General features: G+C 39.1%; 18 protein-coding genes, 1 tRNA gene and 1 pseudogene. 11 read left to right on the top strand and 9 right to left on the bottom strand.

Annotation, left to right across the window (positions count from 1 at the left end):
- Positions 1–764: 764 nt before the first annotated feature.
- On the bottom strand, positions 765–2,123 hold the full coding sequence (locus ACYQ28_RS03360; RefSeq protein WP_460048073.1) for a hypothetical protein: 1,359 nt from the start codon (positions 2,121–2,123) through the stop codon (positions 765–767).
- Positions 2,124–2,825: 702 nt separating this feature from the next.
- On the opposite strand from ACYQ28_RS03360, the gene ACYQ28_RS03355 reads away from it, so the two are divergent.
- The 3 genes from ACYQ28_RS03355 to ACYQ28_RS03345 all read left to right on the top strand — a co-directional run bounded on the left by ACYQ28_RS03355 (position 2,826) and on the right by ACYQ28_RS03345 (position 4,975).
- Positions 2,826–3,152, top strand: coding sequence for a hypothetical protein (locus ACYQ28_RS03355; RefSeq protein WP_460048072.1), 327 nt, complete (start codon positions 2,826–2,828; stop codon positions 3,150–3,152).
- A gap of 154 nt (positions 3,153–3,306) precedes the next feature.
- Positions 3,307–4,068, top strand: a complete 762-nt coding sequence (locus tag ACYQ28_RS03350) for a glycosyltransferase family 2 protein (RefSeq protein ID WP_460048070.1) — start codon at positions 3,307–3,309, stop codon at positions 4,066–4,068.
- A gap of 64 nt (positions 4,069–4,132) precedes the next feature.
- Positions 4,133–4,975: a DUF547 domain-containing protein gene (locus ACYQ28_RS03345; protein WP_460048069.1), complete on the top strand. Its 843-nt coding sequence runs from the start codon at positions 4,133–4,135 to the stop codon at positions 4,973–4,975.
- A gap of 54 nt (positions 4,976–5,029) precedes the next feature.
- Here the strand turns inward: ACYQ28_RS03345 and ACYQ28_RS03340 are convergent, their stop codons facing one another.
- The gene (locus ACYQ28_RS03340) at positions 5,030–5,872 is read right to left on the bottom strand and encodes a CheR family methyltransferase (RefSeq protein WP_460048124.1); all 843 of its coding nucleotides are present in this window, start codon (positions 5,870–5,872) and stop codon (positions 5,030–5,032) included.
- Here ACYQ28_RS03340 and ACYQ28_RS03335 point away from each other — a divergent pair.
- Positions 5,811–5,990, top strand: a pseudogene (locus ACYQ28_RS03335) (hypothetical protein); the annotation flags it as partial. The gene ACYQ28_RS03340 and the pseudogene ACYQ28_RS03335 sit on opposite strands and share 62 nt — an antisense overlap.
- Positions 5,991–6,177: 187 nt before the next feature.
- Here ACYQ28_RS03335 and ACYQ28_RS03330 read toward each other — a convergent pair.
- The gene (locus ACYQ28_RS03330; protein ID WP_460048068.1) at positions 6,178–7,137 is read right to left on the bottom strand and encodes a chemotaxis protein CheV; all 960 of its coding nucleotides are present in this window, start codon (positions 7,135–7,137) and stop codon (positions 6,178–6,180) included.
- A gap of 187 nt (positions 7,138–7,324) precedes the next feature.
- Between ACYQ28_RS03330 and flgA the strand changes: the two genes are divergently transcribed.
- The 6 genes from flgA to ACYQ28_RS03300 all read left to right on the top strand — a co-directional run bounded on the left by flgA (position 7,325) and on the right by ACYQ28_RS03300 (position 13,235).
- On the top strand, positions 7,325–8,101 hold the full coding sequence (gene flgA / locus ACYQ28_RS03325; RefSeq protein WP_460048066.1) for a flagellar basal body P-ring formation chaperone FlgA: 777 nt from the start codon (positions 7,325–7,327) through the stop codon (positions 8,099–8,101).
- 454 nt (positions 8,102–8,555) lie between these two features.
- Entirely contained in the window at positions 8,556–8,888 is a 333-nt protein-coding gene (gene flgM, locus ACYQ28_RS03320) for a flagellar biosynthesis anti-sigma factor FlgM (RefSeq protein ID WP_460048064.1), read from the top strand.
- 605 nt (positions 8,889–9,493) lie between these two features.
- Positions 9,494–10,033: a flagella synthesis protein FlgN gene (locus ACYQ28_RS03315; RefSeq protein ID WP_460048063.1), complete on the top strand. Its 540-nt coding sequence runs from the start codon at positions 9,494–9,496 to the stop codon at positions 10,031–10,033.
- A gap of 48 nt (positions 10,034–10,081) precedes the next feature.
- Positions 10,082–10,157: transfer RNA gene (locus ACYQ28_RS03310), tRNA-Arg, on the top strand.
- Positions 10,158–10,188: 31 nt separating this feature from the next.
- Positions 10,189–10,917: a 16S rRNA (uracil(1498)-N(3))-methyltransferase gene (locus ACYQ28_RS03305; protein WP_460048061.1), complete on the top strand. Its 729-nt coding sequence runs from the start codon at positions 10,189–10,191 to the stop codon at positions 10,915–10,917.
- Positions 10,918–10,982: 65 nt separating this feature from the next.
- A complete protein-coding gene (locus tag ACYQ28_RS03300) occupies positions 10,983–13,235 on the top strand; it encodes a methyl-accepting chemotaxis protein (protein ID WP_460048060.1) in 2,253 nt (750 codons plus the stop codon).
- A 106-nt stretch (positions 13,236–13,341) separates the two neighbouring features.
- Here ACYQ28_RS03300 and hppD read toward each other — a convergent pair whose 3' ends face one another.
- Entirely contained in the window at positions 13,342–14,367 is a 1,026-nt protein-coding gene (gene hppD / locus ACYQ28_RS03295) for a 4-hydroxyphenylpyruvate dioxygenase (protein ID WP_460048059.1), read from the bottom strand.
- Between the two features lie 512 nt (positions 14,368–14,879).
- Positions 14,880–15,449, bottom strand: a complete 570-nt coding sequence (locus ACYQ28_RS03290) for a GNAT family N-acetyltransferase (protein WP_460048057.1) — start codon at positions 15,447–15,449, stop codon at positions 14,880–14,882.
- Between the two features lie 155 nt (positions 15,450–15,604).
- On the opposite strand from ACYQ28_RS03290, the gene ACYQ28_RS03285 reads away from it, so the two are divergent.
- Complete coding sequence (locus ACYQ28_RS03285; RefSeq protein WP_460048056.1) at positions 15,605–16,087, top strand: FKBP-type peptidyl-prolyl cis-trans isomerase; 483 nt, start codon at positions 15,605–15,607, stop codon at positions 16,085–16,087.
- A gap of 159 nt (positions 16,088–16,246) precedes the next feature.
- Here the strand turns inward: ACYQ28_RS03285 and ACYQ28_RS03280 are convergent, their stop codons facing one another.
- The 4 genes from ACYQ28_RS03280 to aceE form a co-directional block, all read right to left on the bottom strand.
- On the bottom strand, positions 16,247–17,509 hold the full coding sequence (locus tag ACYQ28_RS03280) for a hypothetical protein (protein WP_460048055.1): 1,263 nt from the start codon (positions 17,507–17,509) through the stop codon (positions 16,247–16,249).
- A 251-nt stretch (positions 17,510–17,760) separates the two neighbouring features.
- Positions 17,761–18,210: a DUF3291 domain-containing protein gene (locus tag ACYQ28_RS03275; protein WP_460048054.1), complete on the bottom strand. Its 450-nt coding sequence runs from the start codon at positions 18,208–18,210 to the stop codon at positions 17,761–17,763.
- A 758-nt stretch (positions 18,211–18,968) separates the two neighbouring features.
- On the bottom strand, positions 18,969–20,918 hold the full coding sequence (aceF, locus tag ACYQ28_RS03270) for a dihydrolipoyllysine-residue acetyltransferase (protein WP_460048053.1): 1,950 nt from the start codon (positions 20,916–20,918) through the stop codon (positions 18,969–18,971).
- Between the two features lie 78 nt (positions 20,919–20,996).
- Positions 20,997–23,648 (bottom strand): pyruvate dehydrogenase (acetyl-transferring), homodimeric type, encoded by a 2,652-nt coding sequence (gene aceE / locus ACYQ28_RS03265; protein ID WP_460048052.1) that lies wholly within the window; start codon positions 23,646–23,648, stop codon positions 20,997–20,999.
- Positions 23,649–23,728 lie beyond the last annotated feature (80 nt).

The raw sequence follows: 23,728 nt of genomic DNA, 5'->3' as shown, positions 1-23,728 counted from the left end.
AATATCAACAAATAAACCTGACCGTTTTCTGTAGCAACTTTTAGACAAACATACACAATGCCGCCAACACTAGGTTTATTACAGCTCTAATTGGGATAGCTCAGAAAGATTTACCTGATCCATCTTACAGCTGATAATAAAGTTATTAGCTATCAAAAAACACTTTTAAATAAATTTTAAATATTCTACTACGAAACTGTATTTATCTAAAAGGCTCACAGATTGGCAGTATGTCGCACAAAGAATTACACAAAGCCAGAAATGGCGCGGCTTGTAGAGAACCCCAGAAAGGCTTATAAAAACTATAGTGAAATTAAATCAGGCTCTGAACCATATCAGATAGCATTCTTGCACAATTTGCCAAGAAATTAATTCAATTGTGACTAATTTTTCAAACACATTTTATTTGATTATTTCAAGCATTAAGACAGGAAATAAAATCCTGCTCCACAGAATTTTTTATATTGCTCAAAAAAATAGATTTTTATAATGTAAAAATAAAAATAATTAGAAATTATGAAAGTTTAATTATATCAATTGTAATTAAGTTTCTAGTACAGCTATCTGAAGCGTAACAGTTATTTGAAGCGTAAGAGTAACGGTTAGGAACCTCTGACTAAATCCGCCATGGTTTGATCAGAGGACAAAATTGACAATACAATGCTCAATTTCTTCACCATTTCAACTACTTACCATATCTCGCCATTGCCTACACATCCTTGTGCCGCAGAAACTCTACGTTAATCAGAGTTTTCGTTAAAAACTTACAAGCTGGGAGCTTTTTTCTGCGCTCGTAATTCACTTGATGTTCGAATTACAATCACTTCAATTACCCAAACCGCGATAACACTCCCATACTCCAGCCACCGGGCCCAATGAGGTTGTTCGTATAACTCAAGAGTTCCATCCAGAATATTGAAGCCATTAACGTATGACAGTAAGATCATGAACGATGCAAACCAAGCCCATAGCGAAGGATATATTGCGGCAAAAAACAGCAACCAGACGAGATACCAAGCATTTACAACAGGCGCTAATAAAAAGAATACCGCAAAAACCCAATCACCACGAATGTCGGCTTTTTTGCCAAGCACAAAGTAAAACCAATACACAGCATACAAACAACAAAATAATAATGCGGTTATGATTTTCGTTGTGTGAATATCGAATATTTGATTAAGCAAAACAACAATCGAACCATTAAATTGCCAATTTTGCGCAAACGCAAATAAACCATACAGATCTGCGTTATTTAGATAATAAAAAGGCGCGTAAATGGCGCCAACTACGACGACAAATATAGGCCACGTAAACCACCGGCAACGAATAGCGAATAACGGTACCAGCAAAATTGCAAAGACTTTCGTACACACAGCAATCGCTAAAAATACCATGCACGCAACTTGATAATTTTTCTTTAAACATAAAAAACTGACACCCAAAAAAAACACCGCGTAAATATCGGGATGCGCTGTTAAAGAAAATTCTTTGATAATTAATGGGCTCCAGGCATAAAGAACAGCTCCCCACCTAGGTGCGACTCGCCATAACACACCAATAACGCCTAAATCGAACAATGCAGATAACAACTGCAAGCCAAAAATATCGGCGGGGAATAACCAATAACTTAAGAGAAAAATAAGTTCGGTAACTGGCCCATAAATTGTCGGAATATCGGGATAATTAATACCACCCAAAATATCTTCCATACTACTAGGTACAGAGTTATTGCCAAAAAACTCGCTGGGTGCAACACCGTAAGGCGTAGCATATTCAAAAAATACGTACCCATCCCATAAAAAACGGTAATGATCATCTTCAAAAACAGGATAAAACTGAACAGCTATTAACCGAAATATGACAGGCCAAGTAAAAACCGCAGAAACTATCAATAATGATGACGACCTTAGGATTATTTCATTGCTTTGGATAGATATCGCCGCAATAACTGAACAACTAAAGACCAATGCCATAACTGAGTAAAAAAGAGGCAAGCTGGGAAATCCTTCCGAGCCTGCGGCACTAAACAATAGATACAAGCAAACGCTGACAACAATTCCGCACACATGAATGAGATATTTTTCGGTATTTAATAGCGGATGGTGTCGAGATAAACTGAACATAGACGGTTATCAAACTTAGGCAAACGTTGATTTTATCATTACTTGACTTGTGAATTGGTACTTTCAGACTTTTTAAGCAGAATATTCGGAAGGATTTAATCCCCAAAAACACTACGTCTTGATATTCGAAATTCGTTATTTATAAAAAGCGAATAAAACTCAGATTCATCCCTCGCGGCCAGAGAATTAACCTTAAATACCCCATGATTTACGCAAAGCAACACATGTGAACTTTCATATAAGCATCACAAAGGTATACCCTGTACTGTTAAACTCAAGTGACCTGACAAAACATCCCAGCAACAGAACTAGGCTGATTTTTTAACAATTTCAATTAATTACAAAAAATCTACGGCAATATTGTATTCATACATCTACGGCTAATGAATCATTAGGCAACTCTTTGGTCTTTCTCACAGTCTTAGGCTTCTATGACATTTTGATGACTCCGAGTTTGCCCAAAATGATCAAATTCGGAATATGTTAGTGAATTGTGATAGTCAGACGATCGATGGCCTAGAAACAACACAAACTTATCGATTAGAATCTTAACCATTATTAACGCATCGAGACTTTCCAACATTTTGGGTGTGACTTGCTGTAACACATAAAGTAAGCGTTTCTGCTTTATAGCAGTGGTTTCACGGTCTCTTTGCCTAAAACAACATTCAACTAATTATAAAATCCAGATTGGAGTTCAATATGATACTAACTGTTGCCCGCAAATTTACCATGGCATTCACCGTTATAGCTGCTATGTTATTTGGTGCAGAAGCCTTCGCATCCGGATCATTTTCGTCAGCGCCTACCCCAACTGTAGATAGCCCTTACGATAAAGGTAAGCGTAATTTCAACCGTAAAGTTGCCTGTAAAAAATGTCCTCTTCCCGGTAAAAAGCTGGATCAAGAGCAAGCCAAAGCCGTTATTGAAGCTCTTTACACCAATGAAGAATTGTTAGCGAAATTGGACGAGCAACAACGCAAAGATGTTGTTTTCTACTTGGCCAAGCGTTACAAATTAGACAAGTAAGCAGTTTTTATCAGAGATCCGTACGTATAACTTCGTACAGATACAAAAAAGCCCTGAATTTCAGGGCTTTTTATTTATAGCTTCTTATTAGCTTCAATTACAGACTCTGTACAGACTCTGCTTGTACAAAGAGTGTCCACAGATTACCCATGTAATGTACAAATCCCATTTCATCTCCGTCATCATTCCCGTTCTTGATGAAGAATCCGCCATAGGCTTAGTGGTTGAAGAGCTTCTAGCCCTTAAAAATCCCGACGATTCTCTGCTCATAGACGAAATTATCGTTTGCGATAACGGCTCTGTTGATAATTCAACGCAGGTTGCTATCAATGCCGGAGCTTTTGTGGTTCACCAGCCTGAAAAAGGTTATGGCGCAGCCTGCCTAAAAGCCATGGAATACCTGAATGCGGAATCATCTATTGTATTGTTCATCGACGGCGACCATTCTTGTGTAAGCGCTCAAAGTGTTCCTCTAATCACCACGCTCATTGATCATGAGCAAGATTTGGTGATTGGCACTCGCGTTAAAGGGAAAATATCGAAAGGTGCTTTAACGCCGCCTCAGCTGTTTGGTAATCAACTGGCGACGTTTCTAATTAGACTACTCTGGAAAGCCAATATTACCGATTTAGGGCCATTTCGAGCTATTCGTAAACAATCGCTCAATACGCTAAAAATGCGCGATCGTAGTTTTGGTTGGACCGTAGAAATGCAAGTTAAGGCTATTCAGATGGGCTTTAGCATTGAAGAAATACCCGTAGATTCACTAAAACGTATTGGTAAATCTAAAATTAGCGGGACTTTATCGGGGGTTATTGGTGCGGGTAAAGGTATTCTTGGAATGATTTTTAATCTGTGGTGGGCCGAAAATATAACAAAAGATGAAATTTACATGAAACGATCGGAAAAAAGTTAACTTTTAAGATTTTTACAGGTCACACGGACAAGCAATTTTTGAACTGAAGTTATAGGAAAACATCATGCTAAATTGGCAAAAAAATAACCTAACCGTGGTATTTTCTGCATTTTTACTCGTATTAAGCAGTTTAATTCTGTCGGTGAATGTGCACGCAGCACCCACCTCAGAATTAATCGATTTTTGGGACGAGAGTGACGAAGAAAACACAAACACCATTGACCACAGCAAATGGCAAACCGTCTTAGACGCATACCTAGTGTCAAACCATCCAAGTGGTATTAATCGTTTTAATTACAAGGCAGTTTCTAAGGCCGACAAAAGCGCCTTGGAATCCTACATCAACGATCTTAAAAAGACCGACCCACGTGAATATAGCCTAGCCGAACAAAAAGCCTATTGGATTAATCTCTACAATGCGTTAACCGTTAATCTAATTTTGGACAACTATCCGGTAAAATCCATTACAAAATTAGGCGGGTTTTTCAGTTTTGGCCCTTGGGACAAAGAAATAATCACCATTGAAGGCGAAACTCTAACGCTCAACAACATCGAACACGGAATTTTGCGCCCAATTTGGAAAGATAACCGAATCCATTACGCGGTAAACTGTGCGAGCATGGGCTGCCCTAACCTATCGGCCACTGCATTTACCGCCGAAAATACCGAAGCACTTTTAGATCAATCGGCTAAAGATTACGTCAATCATACACGCGGCGTTAAAATTGAAGGCGACAAGATGCAAGTTTCAAGCATTTACGAATGGTATAAAGTAGATTTTGGTGGCACCGATGCATCTTTAATTGAACACTTAAAACTCTATGCTGAGCCACAATTACAAGAAAAGCTAAACTCTTTCTCTGGAAAAATTACTGACTCCTACGATTGGTCTTTAAACCAACCCTAATCGCTGTAATAGACAGTAAATTGTAATAAAAAAAGAAGGCTGCGGCCTTCTTTTTTAATGAATAGCTTGGTAAACAATACCAGGATTACAATTAATCATATTGTAAAGCTTATCAGCTTGAGACAATCCCTCAGACGCGCCCAAAAACAACAGCCCATTACTTGATAATTGTCGATTCAAGCGTGTCAAAATATCTTGTTTTAATTCACCCTTAAAATAAATTAAAACATTTCGACAGTAGATGATGTCGAATTTGCCCAAACTCGTAAATGAATCACTTAGATTTAAAACTTTAAACGTAACACGCTTACGAACCTTCTCAGCCAACTGCCATATCTTATCGTCTACCGGTTCAAAGTAACGCTTTAATCGCTGATTGCACAGACCGCGCTCGACTTCACTGCGATCATATTGAGCAAGTTTGCACTGTTCCAAGACTTTATTCGAAATATCCGTCGCAACGATTTCGATCTGACGTTGTGCCCACTGCGGATTTCGTGACAATACTTCTTCTGTGAGCATTGCCAGTGAATAAGGCTCTTGTCCTGTGGAGCACGCTGCCGACCAAATACGAATCTTTCCAGTCGTGTTAGCAAGACGCTCTGGCAAAAATTTGTTCTCAAAAAAATCAAATGGATAAGAGTCACGAAACCAGAATGTCTCGTTGGTGGTCATAGCGTCAATAACTTCACGCTTGAGTTTGCTGTCTGCACCGTACTCAAGCTTCTTAATTAAATCTCGGGTAGAGTTTAATTTATACTCTTCAAGTATTTTTCGAAGTCTAATACCAATTAAATAATGTTTGTTTTCTTTTAAATGAATACCGCAAATTTTCTCCAAGAACTCGCAGAAATTCGCAAGTTCTGCAGGAGAATCAAAAAGCGTATCACTGGATATGGTTTTACTATCAACGCTTTTCGATCCACTTCCGTCTTGGCCAGATAATATATTCAAATTGAGGCCCCACATACAAAGGTGGAAAACAAATTGTAGGTATTGGAAATTCGTTTTCTAAAAATTATAAGAAACTCCAAATTATTCAGAGTTTTCATCGACTCAAAATACGTCGTTAATACAAGAAATACTGAGTCATTGAAATGGTATAGAAGCTGGAAATAATATTGTCAATTTCTAACCTCTGATTAAATCATAAAAGAGATAATCAGAGGTTGTCATGGTATTTTCCAGCAAAATACTTTCAGTTATTCCTCGTCTTCAATATTAACCAGACTTTCACCGGTCATTTCCAGAACTCGACTATTAACATGTCTGGCGAGATCATCGGGGTTGAATTTTGCCAAAAAGCTGTCCGCACCGACCTTTTTCACCATTGCTTGGTTAAACACACCGCTGAGTGATGTATGTAAAACGATATGCAATTTCGAAAGTGCCGGATTAGCACGCACCTCTGCGGTAAACGTGTAACCGTCCATTTCTGGCATTTCGATATCTGAAATGACAAGAATGAGTTCCTGCTCGACATTTTTACCGGCTTCCACCAGACCTTCTAAATATTCCAGAGCCTCTCGACCATCTTTTTTGAGTGTTGTTTTGATACCCATTTGTTCAATAACACGTTGAATTTGCTTACGTGCAATGGTTGAATCATCAACAATCAAAACATGTTTCTGAACAACTCGCTCTGCAATACCGTCTTCAATAACATCGCTACTGATTTCTTCAGATAATGGATTAACTTCTGCCAAAATCTTTTCAACATCGATAATCTCGACTAACTGATTTTCGATTTCGGTGACCGCAGTAAGATAGTTTTCTCGCCCCGCACCGCGTGGTGGCGGATGGATAGACTCCCAATTGATATTAACAATGCGTTCCACCGCCGCAACCAAGAATCCTTGTGTCGAACGATTGTATTCGGTGATGATTACGAAACAATTGGTAATATCATCTAATTCCGTTCGACCAATTGCGAGATTCATATCCATAATGGAAATTGTTCCACCACGTATATGAGCCACACCTCTTACAATATGGTTACGATTAGGTATTTCGTTTAATGGCGGACACTGCAACACTTCTTTAACTTTAAAAACGTTAATTCCGTAAATTTGCTTGCCCTTTAAACGAAACAGCAGTAACTCCAGCCTGTTTTGGCCCACAAGTTGGGTTCGCTGGTTAACCGTGTCTAAAACACCTGCCATGAGAGTCCTCTCAGGTATACCAAATCTTAAATGGTTTGCCTAATTTGTTGTAAATCGTACGGCATAGAGATTGCTCGTAAGAACAAAAACTAAATTACCTATGATTTGTTGACATTTTATCGACACAAGTAGCTAAAACTTTAAATCTCAAAATGAAAAACAAACTCATAATGAGAATAGGATAAAAATGACAAAGCGTCTTGAGATGAAAGAAAAAACTTTTTTTAATGGCCTTAAAGAAAGATCTTTATTCATAAAGCCCAGAACTATTATAGCGTTGGTGTTTTTTATTGCTTTTTTACAGGCTAAACATTCATTGGCAAATGAGGAATATCAGAATTTACAAATATTAAGTCAAATAGCCTACAAGGAAATTGTGGAAAAGATTTCCAACCAACAGGATTTTGACAAAATCGTTGTTAACGTTAATGCGCCAGATAATCGACTTAAATTATCACCTTGTTCGTCAAATTTAGATGCCAAATTTCCGACGGATTTTGTCTCCAAACGTCTTACCGTACAATTAAGCTGTTCTTCGCCACAATCATGGTCAATTTATTTAATTGCCGAAATCGCGTTATATAAGAAAATTGTTGTATTTAGTGATCATCTCTCCAAAGGAAAATTAATTCAAGAAAGCGATTTAAAAATAGATTTGGTTGACATCAGTGATATCAGAGAAAGCTATTACAAAGAGATTACCCCTGTGATAGGTAAAGAATTAAAGAGAAACATCAAAAGTGGTGACATTGTTAGAGATGCCCTATTGGATATGCCGCAAGTTATCAAACGCGGACAAATTGTTAATCTGATGGCTACATCATCTGTAATCTCTGTTGAAACAACAGGTACGGCCTTATCGGATGGGCGTATTGGGGAGATTATTCGTGTAAAAAATAACCGAAGTGATCGTATTGTCTCGGGTACAGTGCAATCAAATGGCGATGTGTATATCAACCTTTAAGACTTAAAAACAATGATTAGTCTTAAAGAATCACAAAAAAAATCGTTAAGAATCATAAAGATAGACCCTATTACACAGCGAGACTCAATCAGCCAAACATAGAAACCCCAAAAATCGAGCTCGTTTAAACAAAATAGCCGCTATAACAGAAAGTTATCCAGAATAAAACTCAAGGAAACTCAGATTAACCCAGAGTTTCCCGCACACAAGGATGTGTTGCCAATTTAAAGAGCTGTAAGTGATTGAAATTGTGAAGAAATTGGAGATCACAGTTTCAATTTCTGTCATCTGACTAATTCACGGATGAGTTAGTCACATGCCCCTAAAGACCAACACTAAAAGAAAAAATTTAAAAAACCATTAAAGGTTATCAAGACTTGGCCGAAACCAAGTACATGATCAAATTATCTGGGTTAACCTCAGTAACTCATACATAAACAACGAGCAAACGATAATGGCCATTAACTCTATTGGTAACAATGCCAATCTAAACTCAAACAGCAATAACGTGCAGAGAAACAGTTCTGAGAATACTCGCTTAGAAACAAATTCTAGAGCTGAAACTGTTCAACAAGGTCGAGCGAATACCACCACAGGCCCTACTTCAGACGTTACGCTCAGCCCACAGGCTAACAGACTCTCGCAGATTGAAAACTCAATTGCTGCTACTAGCGACGTGAATCAAGAGCGTGTCGATCAAATACGGGCGGCTATTAATGAAGGTTCTTTTAATATAGATGCAGAATCCATCGCTAATCGATTATTAGAGCAAGACGACCTGTTTTAACATTTACTGAGTCACTCTTTATAGAAATATTGAGCTACTCTTGAAGCAGAAAGCAAATTATCGAAATATACCGTTACTCAGTAAATCCAATTAAGTTCGATGTATTAATCGACTAAAATCCAGACCGCGTTATAGATGGTATTTAACTTTGTATACGCAGTCTTTAACGTCATTAGTCTATTGCTCTCTGGGTTAACAAATACACAATAGATATCGCTAATAACGTTCGTTACTTAAGCGCCGTATTTAAATTGTATTCTGTTTTTGAATATCGATTATTTGCGCAATATTTATGATACCTATTGCCGTATGTATCTAAATAACTTCCTAAATCTACCGTGTAAACTATTCAAAATATTCCAAAAAATTTTCATTTCAATAATGAATATCCCATCTACTTCGAATAATTGTACTTTGTTTGAACGATTTTCGTTAAAAATTTAATTTTGTACGTTGGTTAGTTATATTTCTCGCGATTTTCTATTTCTAATTAGCCTTGGCAACCTATTTGCAAAGTAACGTTTTAAACACGAAAACGGCAAATTTTCGACTATTCTTTTGTTATTGTAAGTCAACGTTACAGCGTTTATTTAACGGAGCTCAGTATGAATCTGGTTGGCACTTTAGAAATTAACTATGAACAATTAAAACAACATATCTTAGAAGAGTTAAACAGTGCCTTAAATTTGGCGAGATTATTAGACGCTGAAAATCAATTGTTGACCGATAGAGATCAAAAAATTATAGAAGAGCTCAACACCGTTGTAGAGCAAAAACAAATATTCATCAATCAACTCGAAAACAACGCCAAAATACGCGACCAATGGATTCTAGAAAATAGAGATAAAATACCGTCTCAATCTGCACATCATGATCAGACACTAAGCCGAGCCAAAAGTGAGAAAATCTGGGATAGTATTTTGGCAGAACACGCCGATTTAACTAGCCTCTGGCAGAAGGTGGAGCAACATATTCTTGTCTGTAGACGACTTAATTTAATTAATGGACGATTAATTGGTTATAGAAAACAGCGTGCTCGTCGCGTTGAAGAAATGTTGTTTGGAAAATCATCGACCCCTACCGCCTACACCGCCCAGGGAAAATCAGTTCACAACCACACATCGCAAAACCTAATAAGAGCGTAAATCAGTATTTATTAATAGAAGTACTTGAGGTTATAATCCAGCGAACGTCTCCCCATAGTTCAACAGGACAGAACGAGGGCCTCCTAAGCCCTAGATCCAGGTTCGAGCCCTGGTGGGGAGGCCAGTTTACCCTACATTTGAATTATTTCGCGCCAATGAACCTCCTACTCCTTCACCCCGCTGATTACATCTCTGAAGATTGCGTTGAAATTTACGATTATCGCTTTCAGCATTTAATGACTATTCACAAGGTGACTAAAAATCAGACGATAAAAGTAGGTCTAATTAATCAAAAAGTGGGCACTGGTGAAGTTTGTGAGATTTATAACGACAAAATTCGGTTAAAAATTACCTTAATAGAAAATAGTCCCAACGAAACACCTTTGAATTTAGTATTGGCGCTCCCTAGGCCCAAAATGCTCAACCGAATTTTACAAACCGTTGCGACTGTGGGTATAAAAAATTTAGTATTGGTCAACTCCTACAAAGTGGAAAAAAGCTATTGGCAAAGCCCACACTTATCGGATGAAAATATTCAGCAACAGTTGGTTTTGGGGCTAGAGCAAGGTAAAGATACTATCTTGCCAAAAGTTTATCTTAAAAAAAGATTTAAACCTTTTATAGAAGATGAATTTAATACAATGAATGAAGGTAGACAAACCTTTGTTGCACACCCAAATACACAAAAAGCTTGTCCACAGAACGTAACAGAACCAATTACTCTTGTTGTTGGCCCCGAGGGCGGATTTATTGATTACGAGATACAACTACTTAACAAAATGGGTTGTCAATCTATTAATTTGGGCACCCGCATTTTAAAAGTAGAACAAGCCATTCCTGCATTGGTTTATCGAATATTTAGTAACTCCACGCTGGGAATTTAATAAAAACAGCGTATTCGTGGCAAACAATAAAAAGCCGTGAATAATCTGATAAATGAGTAATTTTTATGTCATTTAAAATGGCATCTTGTATTTTCATTTCAATTATTATTAGTATTTCAGCAATTGCTTACGGCCAAACTTTAGAACAATCTAATACCCAAAACTCACCTATTAGCAACCACCATAGTTCACCCAAAGAACTATCATTGGTGTATCAAACGCTTCCAATTTTACTTCAAGAATCCTCTATAACCACCAACTTTCAAGGTTTAAATAATAGCGACATTACGCGGTTTATCTTCGACACCAAAAACGTTGCAGACTCAGTAAGCATTCATAATTCTTCCGATTTATTTTATCGATTTGGCTTAGAACAAGCAAAAGACAACAAGAATACTCTGTTAACCTTAATGCAGCGTTACAAAAATAAATACAGCATAAACTCTCAAAGCCTTGAAGAACTTAACCACTTTTTGCCAAATTACGCATCTCTTGCTGCTATTGAGTTAGAAAACTTAAATCAACAAAGAACGGTTTTTTACGGATCTATCAGCACCCTACTTCAGCTCCAGTCCGAAAATGGCACTGAATTTAAAGACGAAAAAACGTTTAATAATATAAATGTGCTAAACGCTGCATATTACAAAAGCATTCAACTATTACTACAGCATTTAAAAAGCAATGCTATTAAAAATCCAACCACTCACACTGCCGAACTCTATTCTTCATTAGAGCAGATGGAAATTATCAATCAAAAGCTGTTATTAAATTCAATTTTAAGTGAAGCTTTTTTGTTAAGAAAACTCACCGTTTTTGATCAATTCCGAATCCATCAAATTCAGGAACATATTACGCATCTAAAAAATGGTATTGCTCAACTAAATACTATCGATGATTCTTTGTCGCTCAAATCGGTAAATCGACTAGATCAAGACTCGCTAGCATCCTATACAGAAGTCACTCGGTTATACGATGCAGTTATGAGTCAAATATTATCAAAAGAGCCTGTCTCATATGGCTCTAACTACCCTTCATTCACAGAGTGGATTGTTATTACTCAGAATATAATTCAGACGGAAACGCAACTGTTGTCGCTGTCACCAGAAAATTATTGGATACCAGAAGTAGATGTAAAAACAACAAGTAATGATTTAGACACTTCAATTACTTCAGAAAAATCCACACCTTTAGACGCGCAACCCACCGACATCAACACTGCAACGACACTAATTGATGTTAACGAACGCCAGCCAAATATTAATAACCACTCAGTGTTGGTTGAAAATATTTCAACAGACGTTTCTAACAATGCTCCATCAAGAATTTGGTTTATTATTCTTGCGGTAACATCTTTTGTTTTTGTAAGCTTATTCGCTTTTATTTTTATAAAATTAATTAAAACACGTTCAAAAATAGATACTATCGACAAGTACATAAAAGACCTGTTTACCAACCTTACCTCGTCTGATAATTATAATACTTTGCGTAAACCCTTAAATTACACTGACGTCTTTGAATCTATTAACAACACCTTGGCGTTAAATAATGAGAAAACCCATCAACAATTTAACGAGTTTCGTCAAAATCTATCATCAAATGAGAACAAAATAACAGATCTTGAACCGATACTAGACTCGGCGATTAAACAACTTAATTCCACTGAAGTTTTGTTAAAAGGTCTTAAAGAACAAACTCATAAAAATCCATTCGAGCTCCTAGAGCAATTGCCCGATCAGTTATTAACGATGGCAAACACAACAAAAGAACAAATATTTACCTCTTTGAGCTCATTGCAAGAAAAGTTACACGACTCTGACGACACGAAAAATACAGACCATCAATCCATGTTCGAAGGTATTTACGAATTAACCGAACAAATTAATTTAGTTGCCTTAAACGCCGCAATTGAAGCTGCCAGGGCTGGTGATGAAGGTCGTGGTTTTGCGGTAGTCGCTGACGAGGTCAGATCTTTAGCAAATAAAAGCCGAGAAACTGTTGAAGAAATCGACGCAACACTTGAGAACTTAATTAATCAAAGATCAACAGAAACCCATGGAGTTGCAGAAATCCATGTCAATGACGTAACAAAAAACATTGAGCTAATTGCCAATGAATTCACCGAAAATTTAGCTCACAAACTGAATGTGTATTTGGAATCCATTCTCAACGCTGACCATACTGTTATAAATAGCACCGACTTCTCTTCCGTCGAGGCGACCATAAACCGTTGTAATTCAATGCTCAATTTAATTAACAATGAACTAAAGAGCATTAAGCACGATTTAGTTCATTATTTAACTGTTTTAGAAAACAACTAATCTCTATCAACACAACTTAATTTGCATAATTTACACGTAAAAAAACCCGGATATACCGGGTTTTAAAGACAACGGTTAAAATCAAAAAAGCTCTAAAGCAGAGAAATTAAATAACACCTCTGCGTTCTTGATCCAATTCTATGGAATCAAACAAGGCTTGGAAATTACCCTCGCCAAAGCCTTTATTTCCTTTACGTTCAATAAACTCAAAGAATATTGGTCCAATGCTGTTTTTGGTGAAAATTTGCAGTAACAAACCACCGCCTTGTGATTCACCACCATCAATTAATATTTTTTCTTTATGCAATGCGGCAACGTCTTCACCGTGACCTGGTAAACGTTCATCGATTTGTTCGTAATATGTATCTAATGTATCTTGAAATGGAATTCCGTTAAATTTAAGTGTTGTAACGGTGTCGAAAATATCATCCGTTAATAGTGCTATATGTTGAATGCCTTCACCATTGTACTCGTCTAAATATTCTGCAATTTGCGACTTGTCGTCCTTTGATTCATTCAGAGGAATAACCACTCGACCATTAGGACTGGAAACCACTTCGCTGATAAGACCGGTCTTTTTACCGTTAATATCGAATTTACGGATTCGACTAAAACCAAAAATGGTCTCGTAAAAATGGATCATTCTAGCCACGCCACCAATGTGTAAATTGTGTGTTAGATGATCAACGCGGCTTAAACTGCAATTTGAAAATTGATCTCGACTTTTTACATATCCGTATTGAGCAAATAATTTTGCTTCATGTTCATCATCAACAAGGTAAATAAGCGCAGCGCCCACACCTTTGATGGCAGGAATGCCCAAGTCTGCGTTTTCGACCGGTTCTGCACCTAACGAAACCGCTAGCTCAAACGCTTGCTGAGAATTTGCAACTTTAAATCCCATTGCGCTTGCGCCACGCACATGTTTTGCGCGAAAGACTGCTGCGCTACCGCCGCTTGTAGGATTAGAAATGAAATTAATATCAGAAATGTTGTAAAAAGTTTGATCAGCGCTCTGATGAGCACTAAAACCCATTTGCTTAAACAGGTCATCGAGTAATTTTGGATTAGGGCCAGAAAATTCTATGAATGAAATATCTGTTACTTCAACGTACTTACTCTGCTGATTCATTAACTATAATCCTTTATAAATAACTCGATTGAATGTTTATTAAGATCAGTCATTAAAAGACTAGATAACTTATTTGAGCAAATTTTACTTGTTTGGTAGTTATTACGCCTGACCATACTCAGATTTGTAACGGCCGTAAAAACTGTCGGCTGTGTGTTCTGGTCATGCTTAAAAACCATAATTTTGAATGCTTTTATAAACAAAATTGTGTTATTTGAGCTTATGTATATTCTTATAGAATAACTTGCTCATTCTGGTTTTAATATAGATCTAAGCTATGTCACAAATCATTGTAAAAAAATGTGATCTGTTTAACGCTTTATAAGGAATCCATTAAACACATTTTTGTATTCAATAGCGAGTGATATTCAAACAAAAACCATTCAGACAAGTTAAGTATTGTTAAGGGCGATGAACTGAAGAGTCAGCACAGCAATCCATTAACCAACGTCTCTACTCCGCGGGCAAAAAAGGGTCTAGGCGCCGAAAAACGCAGCAATTATTTTAAAAGCCTATTTGAAAACTGTCGATTTTATTGCTTGCCATTCATCTTTAAGTAAAGTGTACACAACTAGATCGTGATAACGACCGTTTAAAAACTCACCGTCTCTGTTAATTCCATCATTAACCATCATCAATTTGGTGGGAATTCTGCGACTTGCGACATTTTTAATCGCCGCAGAAATACACACCTTATTGACCTGCAAAGTCTCAAAGGCAAAATTCACCATGGTTTTGGTGCATTCCGTGGCTATGCCTTTGCCACAGGCAGATTTAGCCAACCAATAACCTAGAGTAATGGAGTGGTTAAGATTGTCGTACGGATGAAAGCCACAAACTCCGCACAGCTCATTGTCAAAGAAGACACCACAAATTGGCCCTAGTCCACGCTCCATTTGTAGCTGTGCGATGCGAATAAACTCTAAAGAATGCTCAATGTGCGTGTTGCCATCGACCCATGGTAACCAAACTCTAAGGTGCTCCCGGTTATGATCAACCAATGCAAACAAAGACTCTGCGTCACATTCGTGCAAGTTTTTGAGATAGAGTCGCTTATTAATCGCTATATGAAGATTTCGCATTCGTACTCACGTTATTTTGCTGTAACATCCCGATTTTGCCGCGTATCGCAGCAATGAATATTAGCGTTTGTTTAGATAGTGTAGACCATCAATTAGAACAAATGCACAAAACGTAAATACAAACAGACAAAAAAGAACAAGTAAGAGAAGTAATAATGAACATCACCAACAACAAAGTTGTGCAATTTAACTACAAGGTTTTTGAGGGCGAAACCGAACTAGAATCTACCCATTCTGGTGAGCCAGTTTTGTATCTTCATGGCCATAGCAACATGCTAGAAGCGCTAGAAAAAGAGTTAGAAGGCAAGACAACCGGCGATAACTTCAAAGTAACCCTAGACCCTAAAGATGCCTACGGCGAAATTACCGAAACCGAACCACGTCGAGTACCGCGTAAACACATCATTACCAAAGGCAAACTAACTCCTGGAATGATTGTTGACGTTAACACCACCGACGGCCCGGTTGCCGCCCGCGTAGTTAAAGTTGGCCTTAAAAACGTAGACTTAGACACCAACCACCCCTACGCTGGTAAAACCCTAACGTTTGAAGTTGACGTAGTAGACGTTCGCGATGCGACCGAAGATGAAATCAGCCACGGTCATGCTCACGGGGTTGGCGGGCATCATCACCACTAAGAATAGTCACGGGCAATGGCGGATATTGGTTTGCAGTTGCCTACAAAAAACTCTGGTTAAGCCAGAGTTTTTTTATTCTTCGTAAGAAATTTTAATCCTGTATAAACATCACTGGATCTATCTAACATCACTAGACATTAGGTAACAACTTGTTTGTCGTTAATAAAGTGCTGTCATAAAACACTTCTGATCTTTTTTATAGACTTTACAAACCTCTATTAAATCGCCTTCTTTTTTCCCTGCAAGAATTTGAGTTAAACCGGTTTCAGACAGTTCTTTTGCCGACTGTTTGTTGATAGAAAGAATTTTATCACCCACTTTCAGATTCTTTTCAAATGAAGTATCAACACCCGACACCAATATTTCAGAGAAATTATCACCAATGAACATAACCGTGAACGGTAGAAACGCATTACTTATGGATGACTCAAATGAGGTTTCATCAGGAATAAGGTATAAAACGTTATTAGCTAAGTCATATATGTTACGGAATTTTGCTAAAAATGCAGCGCCAAAAATTCCATACTCACGTAATTGATTGGAATTATCTTTAATATATTCGTCTTTGAATTTAAAAAAAGATGCATTTACGTTATCGATCGAGGAGTCATCAAAGCTTATTTTATTTACTGTACGGTAAATTATAGATTGAATTTTGCTACTTTCACTACGGTTATAAACTTTATGTGTTTCTTTTTCTACGGAGAGATTATCAAACGTTGCTGGTAGAATTAATCCGGCAGAATCACTTGAATCAATTTTAAATAAATAAGGTTGCGGTGTATCACCTTCATTTAATTGCAGTTGCAATTTGGTAAACATTACGCCGTTATCTATTATCAAAGGTACAGTAATTACATTATCGTGCTGCTTCAACAATGGTGTTAAATCAGTATTTTTTGGATGCAATGTAAAAACATTATTTTTTCTGTCAACATCAATAATAAAGCCCGACAGTAGAATATTACCTATAAACCCATCAATTGGATAATCCTTAACCACTTCTTTTTTAATAAATTCATTAACATGCACTCTAAATAGATTAACATTGGCAAAAGAAACTCCACCAATATTTAACGTTTTGCCTTTTGTGATCACGAATTTTAAAAACTTATCGACTCTAGGAATTAAACCGATCGCACTTATATAGTTAATAGATTGCCAACTGATATTCTTGGTTCTTTTATTGGCCACCAATATAGTTTCATATCCAGACGTTGAAAATAAAAATCTTAGGTTTTTATTGTCGTCAATTTCGATGGGAATTATGGCAAGATTTTTCTCAATAGGTAAAATTGGCAATGTAGTTTCTTGTATATTTGAAACTTCAACTACCCAAGGCTCCGGGATTTTATTTGCGGCACATACAAATGATAAACAACTAAAGAGACCGAATACTAGAACAGCCTTTTTCGAAAACATAAAAATCCTACACCTATTCACACTAAATAATTACTTGGACTAAAACATCACGTAAAATAGACATAATTCACGTTTATATGTCGTAACATACCTAACATTAAAGTAATTATTTGTATAAGTGAAAGATAATCTAAATCTTTACAAAAGAACTGAACAATAAATCAGCAAATTAATGCTTTAGTTTACCTTCGAATAAATCGCTATTCATCAAATTCATAGAGAAAGCCTCTTATCATTAAAACCCTGCAAATTTAGTTACTGGGTTTTGGAAATGGCTTTTTAAATGAAAATGCTGAATATGTTGGACCACAACTCTGTAATAAAGCTAATCGAAGTTTGGCTTCGTCTAAAGATGGTTTTCGTCCTGCTTCAATCCACCAGAGCACCATGTAAAATTCAATTTTCTCAAACCATTCTTTACGTCGACGCATCATTGCAACATGGTCTGAATTTTTGTACGTAAAAGCGAACAATGATTCCACATCTGACCAAACTGACATATTAATAGCAATATTTGGATCGTCAAATACCTGAACATCTAAAGCATCATTGCCCTCGCCTTTAAACCGCCAGATAAATCCCGGTTGCGACTCCGCAATTGCATTAACATGATCTAAATTGTTTACAAAATCTGAATTGACAGGATGATTTTGCGGTAATCGAAACTTGGCGATATTTACTTGAGCTAATTCGTAATCCATATTTAATTTTAAACCGTGATATTAAAGTTTAGAGATACAATAATACTGAAACAGATTACGAAATCATCTAATTAAATGAAACTTTTGCTGATAGTTTTTGAATTCAGATAAAAAATAATGAGATATTTAAGGATATATAAATACTTACCGAATACTGCTCAGCGTTAGAATCAAGGTCATCACCAGCTAAATGTTAAGAATTATTTTTAACGGCAAAATAATAACTCAGTTAGTTAACAACAAAGATGCTCATTACTACCTAATTGTCTACATTCAGCAAATAGAGAATAAAAAATTCTAATACCGACAACTTGCAACCCTACGGAATTGCTGCGGGTGGTGGATTTAGCACCGAAAGCATAGGTATGGTTAAAGTAATAATACCTGCCAGTACTGAACTGCGGAAATGCACCTCTGAATTTCACTCAATCGACTATTCTGCTTTTTATTTTTGATGACTTTATTAATAGCAAGCACGAGCGGAACACCAAACGCTAGTAATACTAATCACAACATAATCTCACCTTGAACTGTTTAGAGCTTATTCTATAAGACTATCAAATCTAAAATATTTGGTTCACATTCTTCGCGAACAGTATTATCGAATCTAAAATTGATTGGTTATTTGAAAAGTTGGCAGCGTTATTTTATTACGAATTACCGCAAGCTGCTCTTTACGTTAATACTTAGATTAAGCAAAAAAGCCGCGATTTTCATCGCGGCTTTTAGGTTAATTATTTAACGTTAACTTTAAATAATTAGAGCAACAAACGTCTTACGTCTGACATTACACTGACTAGGTAAGTAAAGAATCGACCACAGTCGGCACCGTTAATTACTCGGTGATCGTAACTTAAGCACAGTGGCAGCATGTTACGTGGGACAAATTCTTTGCCGTTCCAGATGGGTTTCATTTGTGCTTTTGAAACGCCTAAGATGGCAACCTCTGGCGCATTAACGATTGGTGTAAAGCCGTTGCCGCCCATGGCACCAAGGCTAGAGATGGTAAAACAACCACCTTGCATGTCGCTTGGCGAGAGTTTGCCGTCACGAGCTTTTTTGATCAACGCGTTGGCTTCGTCGGCCAGTTCCCAAAGACCTTTTTTATCAACGTCTTTAATTACCGGTACCAAAAGACCAACTGGGGTATCAGCGGCAATACCAATGTTTACGTATTTTTTGTAAACAACCGATTCGCCATCGTTACCCAAAGAGCAGTTGAATTTTTTCTCTTCTTTTAGCGCTGCCGCACAAGCTTTTAACAAAAACGGTAAAGGCGTTAATTTAACACCGCGTTTTTCTGCTTCTGCCTTAAGATCTTTACGGAAGGCTTCCAGGTCGGTGATATCCGCATCGTCAAACTGAGTAACCGCAGGAATATGCAACCAGTTGCGGTGCATGTTCATGGCCGTAAGTTTTTGGATTTTGGTCATCGCCACGGTTTCAACTTCACCAAATTTGCTGAAGTCGTGTTGTGGCATTGGCGGAATACCGGCACCGTCGGTAACCTTAGCTGCCGAAGTACTACCACCGGCTTTCGCGGTTTTAATCACGTTTTTAACGTAATTATCGACGTCTTCTTTAAGAATACGTCCGCGTGGACCACTGGCTTTTACTTCACTTAAATCAACGCCTAAATCACGGGCGAGAGTACGTACCGCTGGGCCTGCGTAAACTTCGGTAGATTTGCTGAAGAGTTCGTTTTTAACACCCGCGTGTTCTGGCGCCGGATCTACTTTTTTCGCCGCAGGTACAGCTGGTGCCGCTTCTGCTTTGGGTGCACTTACTGGTGCTGGAGCCGCAGCCGGTGCAGTGCCTTCCAGTTCAACAACAACATCGCCAGAGCTGATTTTGTCGCCAACTTTAATTTTAACGGCTGTCACTTTACCGCTGGCATTGGCCGGTACTTCAACAGTAGCTTTGTCGGTTTCTAAAACCGCCAGATCATCACCCTCTTTAATGACATCACCAACTGCCACTAAAATTTCGATAACTTCTGCATCTTCGGCGCCATCTGGCACGGTAGAATTTAACGCAACAGGCTCACCACTTGGAGCAGGTGCTGCTTCTGGTGCTGGGTTTGCCGCTGGAGCAACAGGTGCTGGTGCAGATTCCGTAGCTGCAGGCGCGGCACCACCGCTCACTTCTAACTCAGCAACAACCGCGTCAGAAGAAATCTTATCGCCAACACTGATAACTACTTTGGTTACTTTACCAGCGCTGGTTGCAGGTACATCAACGGTGGCTTTATCGGTTTCTAACACGGCAACGGTATCGCCTTCGGCAATAACATCGCCTACAGCAATAGAAACCTCGATAACTTCAGCGTCTTCAACACCTTCTGGTACAACGGTGGTTCCGGCTTGAGTAGCTGCAGCAGCCACCGGCGCAAACGCTGCTTCTGCTTTAGGCGCCGCAGGAGCGGGTTCTTCTGCCTTTGCTTCAGCAACAGGAGCGGCAGCGGTTTCGGCACCAGTTTCTAAAGTGCCAATTTCATCGCCTTCGCTAACTTTATCGCCAACTTTTAATTTCAGTTCTGTAATTTTACCAGCCGCAGGACATGGCACTTCGACGGTTGCTTTATCGGTTTCGATTACAATCAGAGACTGCTCTTCTTCTACGGTGTCACCGACAGCAACGCAAATCTCAATGACTTCTACACCCTCTGCGCCGCCAATATCTGGAACAGTGATTTTTTGAGTAGACACTGTATCTCCTTAAATTTTGTCGCTAATTTTTGGTCGTTACGCCCCGTTCACTTGTGGTTTACGGGGCAGTCTTGGCGTTTAGCACGTCATTGGGTTTTGTTTTTCTGGATCGATACCAAAGTCTTTAATCGCTTTAGTTACGTCCTCTGGTTTTACTTTGCCTTCTTTAGCAAGTGCGCTTAGTGCGGCTACAACCACAAAACCACGGTCTACTTCAAAGAAGCGACGCAACTTAGTGCGGGTATCACTGCGACCAAAACCGTCGGTGCCCAATACGGTGTATTCACGCGGAATATAAGGACGAAGCTGTTCGGCGTAGGCTTTGATGTAATCGGTTGCGGCGATAACAGGGCCCTTGGTACCGGCAAGTTTTTCGGTAACGTAGGCAATTTTCTTGTCGTCTTCTGGGTGCAACAGATTCCAACGATTGATCGCCTGACCTTCACGAGCAAGCTCGTTAACGCTGGTTAAGCTCCAAACATCGGCATCAACATCGTAGTCATTGCGAAGAATTTCAGCGGCTGCTTCAACTTCACGCAAAATTGTACCGCCACCTAATAGCTGCACCTTTTTGCTGGACTTTTTCTTACCTTCTTTAAGCAGATACATACCTTTAATAATGTCTGCTTCAACGCCCGGTGGCATTTCGGGATGAACGTAGTTTTCGTTCATGGCGGTCACGTAGTAGAAGCAGTTTTCTTGGTCTTCGTACATACGCTTGATACCGTCTTGAATGATCACAGCCAATTCAAACGCATAACAAGGATCGTAGCTCTTACAGTTAGGAATGGTGTTCGCCAAGATTAAGCTGTGACCATCTTCGTGCTGCAAACCTTCACCGTTTAGTGTGGTTCGACCAGCAGTAGCACCAATTAAGAAACCGCGCGCCTGAATATCACCGGCCAACCAAGCCAGGTCACCAATACGCTGGAAACCAAACATCGAGTAAAAGATGTAAAACGGAATCATTGGGAAGGCGTTGTTGGTGTAAGACGTTGCCAAAGCAATCCAAGCGGACATTGCACCGGCTTCGTTAATACCTTCTTCTAAAATTTGGCCTTTTTTATCTTCTTTGTAGTACATGATTTGGCCGGAATCGTGCGGCGTATACTTTTGACCGGCAGAAGAATAAATACCGAGCTGACGGAACATACCTTCCATACCAAAGGTACGTGCCTCGTCTGGAACAATTGGCACCACTCGGCCACCAATGTTTTTGTCTTTAACCAAGGTAGAAAGCACACGAACAAAGGCCATGGTTGAAGACACTTCACGCTCACCGGTACCGGCAAGTTGCGCTTTAAAGTCATCTAACTTTGGAGCAGTCAGTACTGGGAACTCAACACGACGCGATGGAATTGGCCCTTTAAGCTCCTTGCGGCGCTTATTCATGTATTGCATTTCTGGGCTGTCTGGAGACGGACGGTAATACGGAACAGTCTCTAGTTGCTCATCGGTTAATGGAATTCCAAAGCGATCGCGGAAGCGTTTAAGATCGTCTTTACCCAGTTTTTTAACCGAGTGAGTTTCGTTGATTGCTTCACCCGAAGCACCCATACCATAACCTTTAACGGTTTGCGCAAGAATGACGGTAGGTTGGCCCTTATGAGCAACAGCTTCAGCATAAGCCGCATAAACTTTGAACGGATCGTGACCACCACGGTTTAAATACATAATGTCTTCATCAGAAAGGTCTTTAACCATTTCGAGAAGCTCAGGGTATTTGCCGAAGAAATGCTCACGGGTATAAGCGCCACCGTTAGCCTTGCAGTTTTGCAACTCGCCATCGACGACCTCGTCCATACGTTTTTGCAGTAAGCCTTTTTCGTCTTTCTCTAACAATGGGTCCCACAAACGGCCCCAAAGCACTTTAATAACGTTCCAGCCAGCACCGCGGAAAACGCCTTCTAACTCTTGAATAATTTTACCGTTACCACGAACTGGGCCATCCAACCGTTGCAGGTTACAGTTCACCACAAAAATTAGGTTTTCTAGACCTTCTCGACCAGCCAAAGAAATGGCACCTAGAGTTTCTGGCTCATCACACTCGCCATCACCCAAAAAAGCCCACACTTTACGGTCTGCACGTTTAACTTGTTCACGGGCCGAAAGATAGCGCATCACATGCGCTTGATAGATAGCATTGATTGGACCTAAGCCCATCGAGACCGTTGGGAACTGCCAGTAATCTGGCATCAACCAAGGATGCGGATAAGACGAAAGACCCTTACCGTCTACTTCGCGGCGGAAATTATCAAGGTGCTCTTCATCAAAACGGCCTTCCAAATACGAACGCGCGTACATGCCCGGTGCCGCGTGCCCTTGGAAGTAAATGAGATCACCCAAGTGATCACCGTCGTTACCGCGGAAGAAGTAGTTAAAACCTACATCGTATAAGGTCGCGGCCGATTGGAAGGTCGCAATATGGCCACCCAAACCTTCGTTGTTATCGTTTGCACGCATCACCATTGCCATAGCGTTCCAACGGATTAACGAACGAATACGGCGCTCCATAAACATGTCGCCGGGCATACGTCGTTCTTTGTGAGTTGGAATGGTATTGCGGTATGGAGTGGTGATTGCGGGAGGTAAATCTACACCGGCAGCGCTAGCGCGTTTTTCTAACTCTCGCAGCAACTCAGCGGCGCGCTCTGGACCAGCATGGCGAATTACCGAGTGAAGTGCATCGACCCATTCGCGGGTTTCCAGAGAATCGATATCCTCTTGCATCTATTATCTCCTTGATTATTAGCCTACCTGCGTTAACAGATAAGTTCTTTTATTAACGGAATTTACTTGGCCTTGTTGGA

This window comes from Sessilibacter sp. MAH1 (genome assembly GCF_054658315.1).
This window is presented reverse-complemented; position numbering and strand designations above follow the sequence as displayed.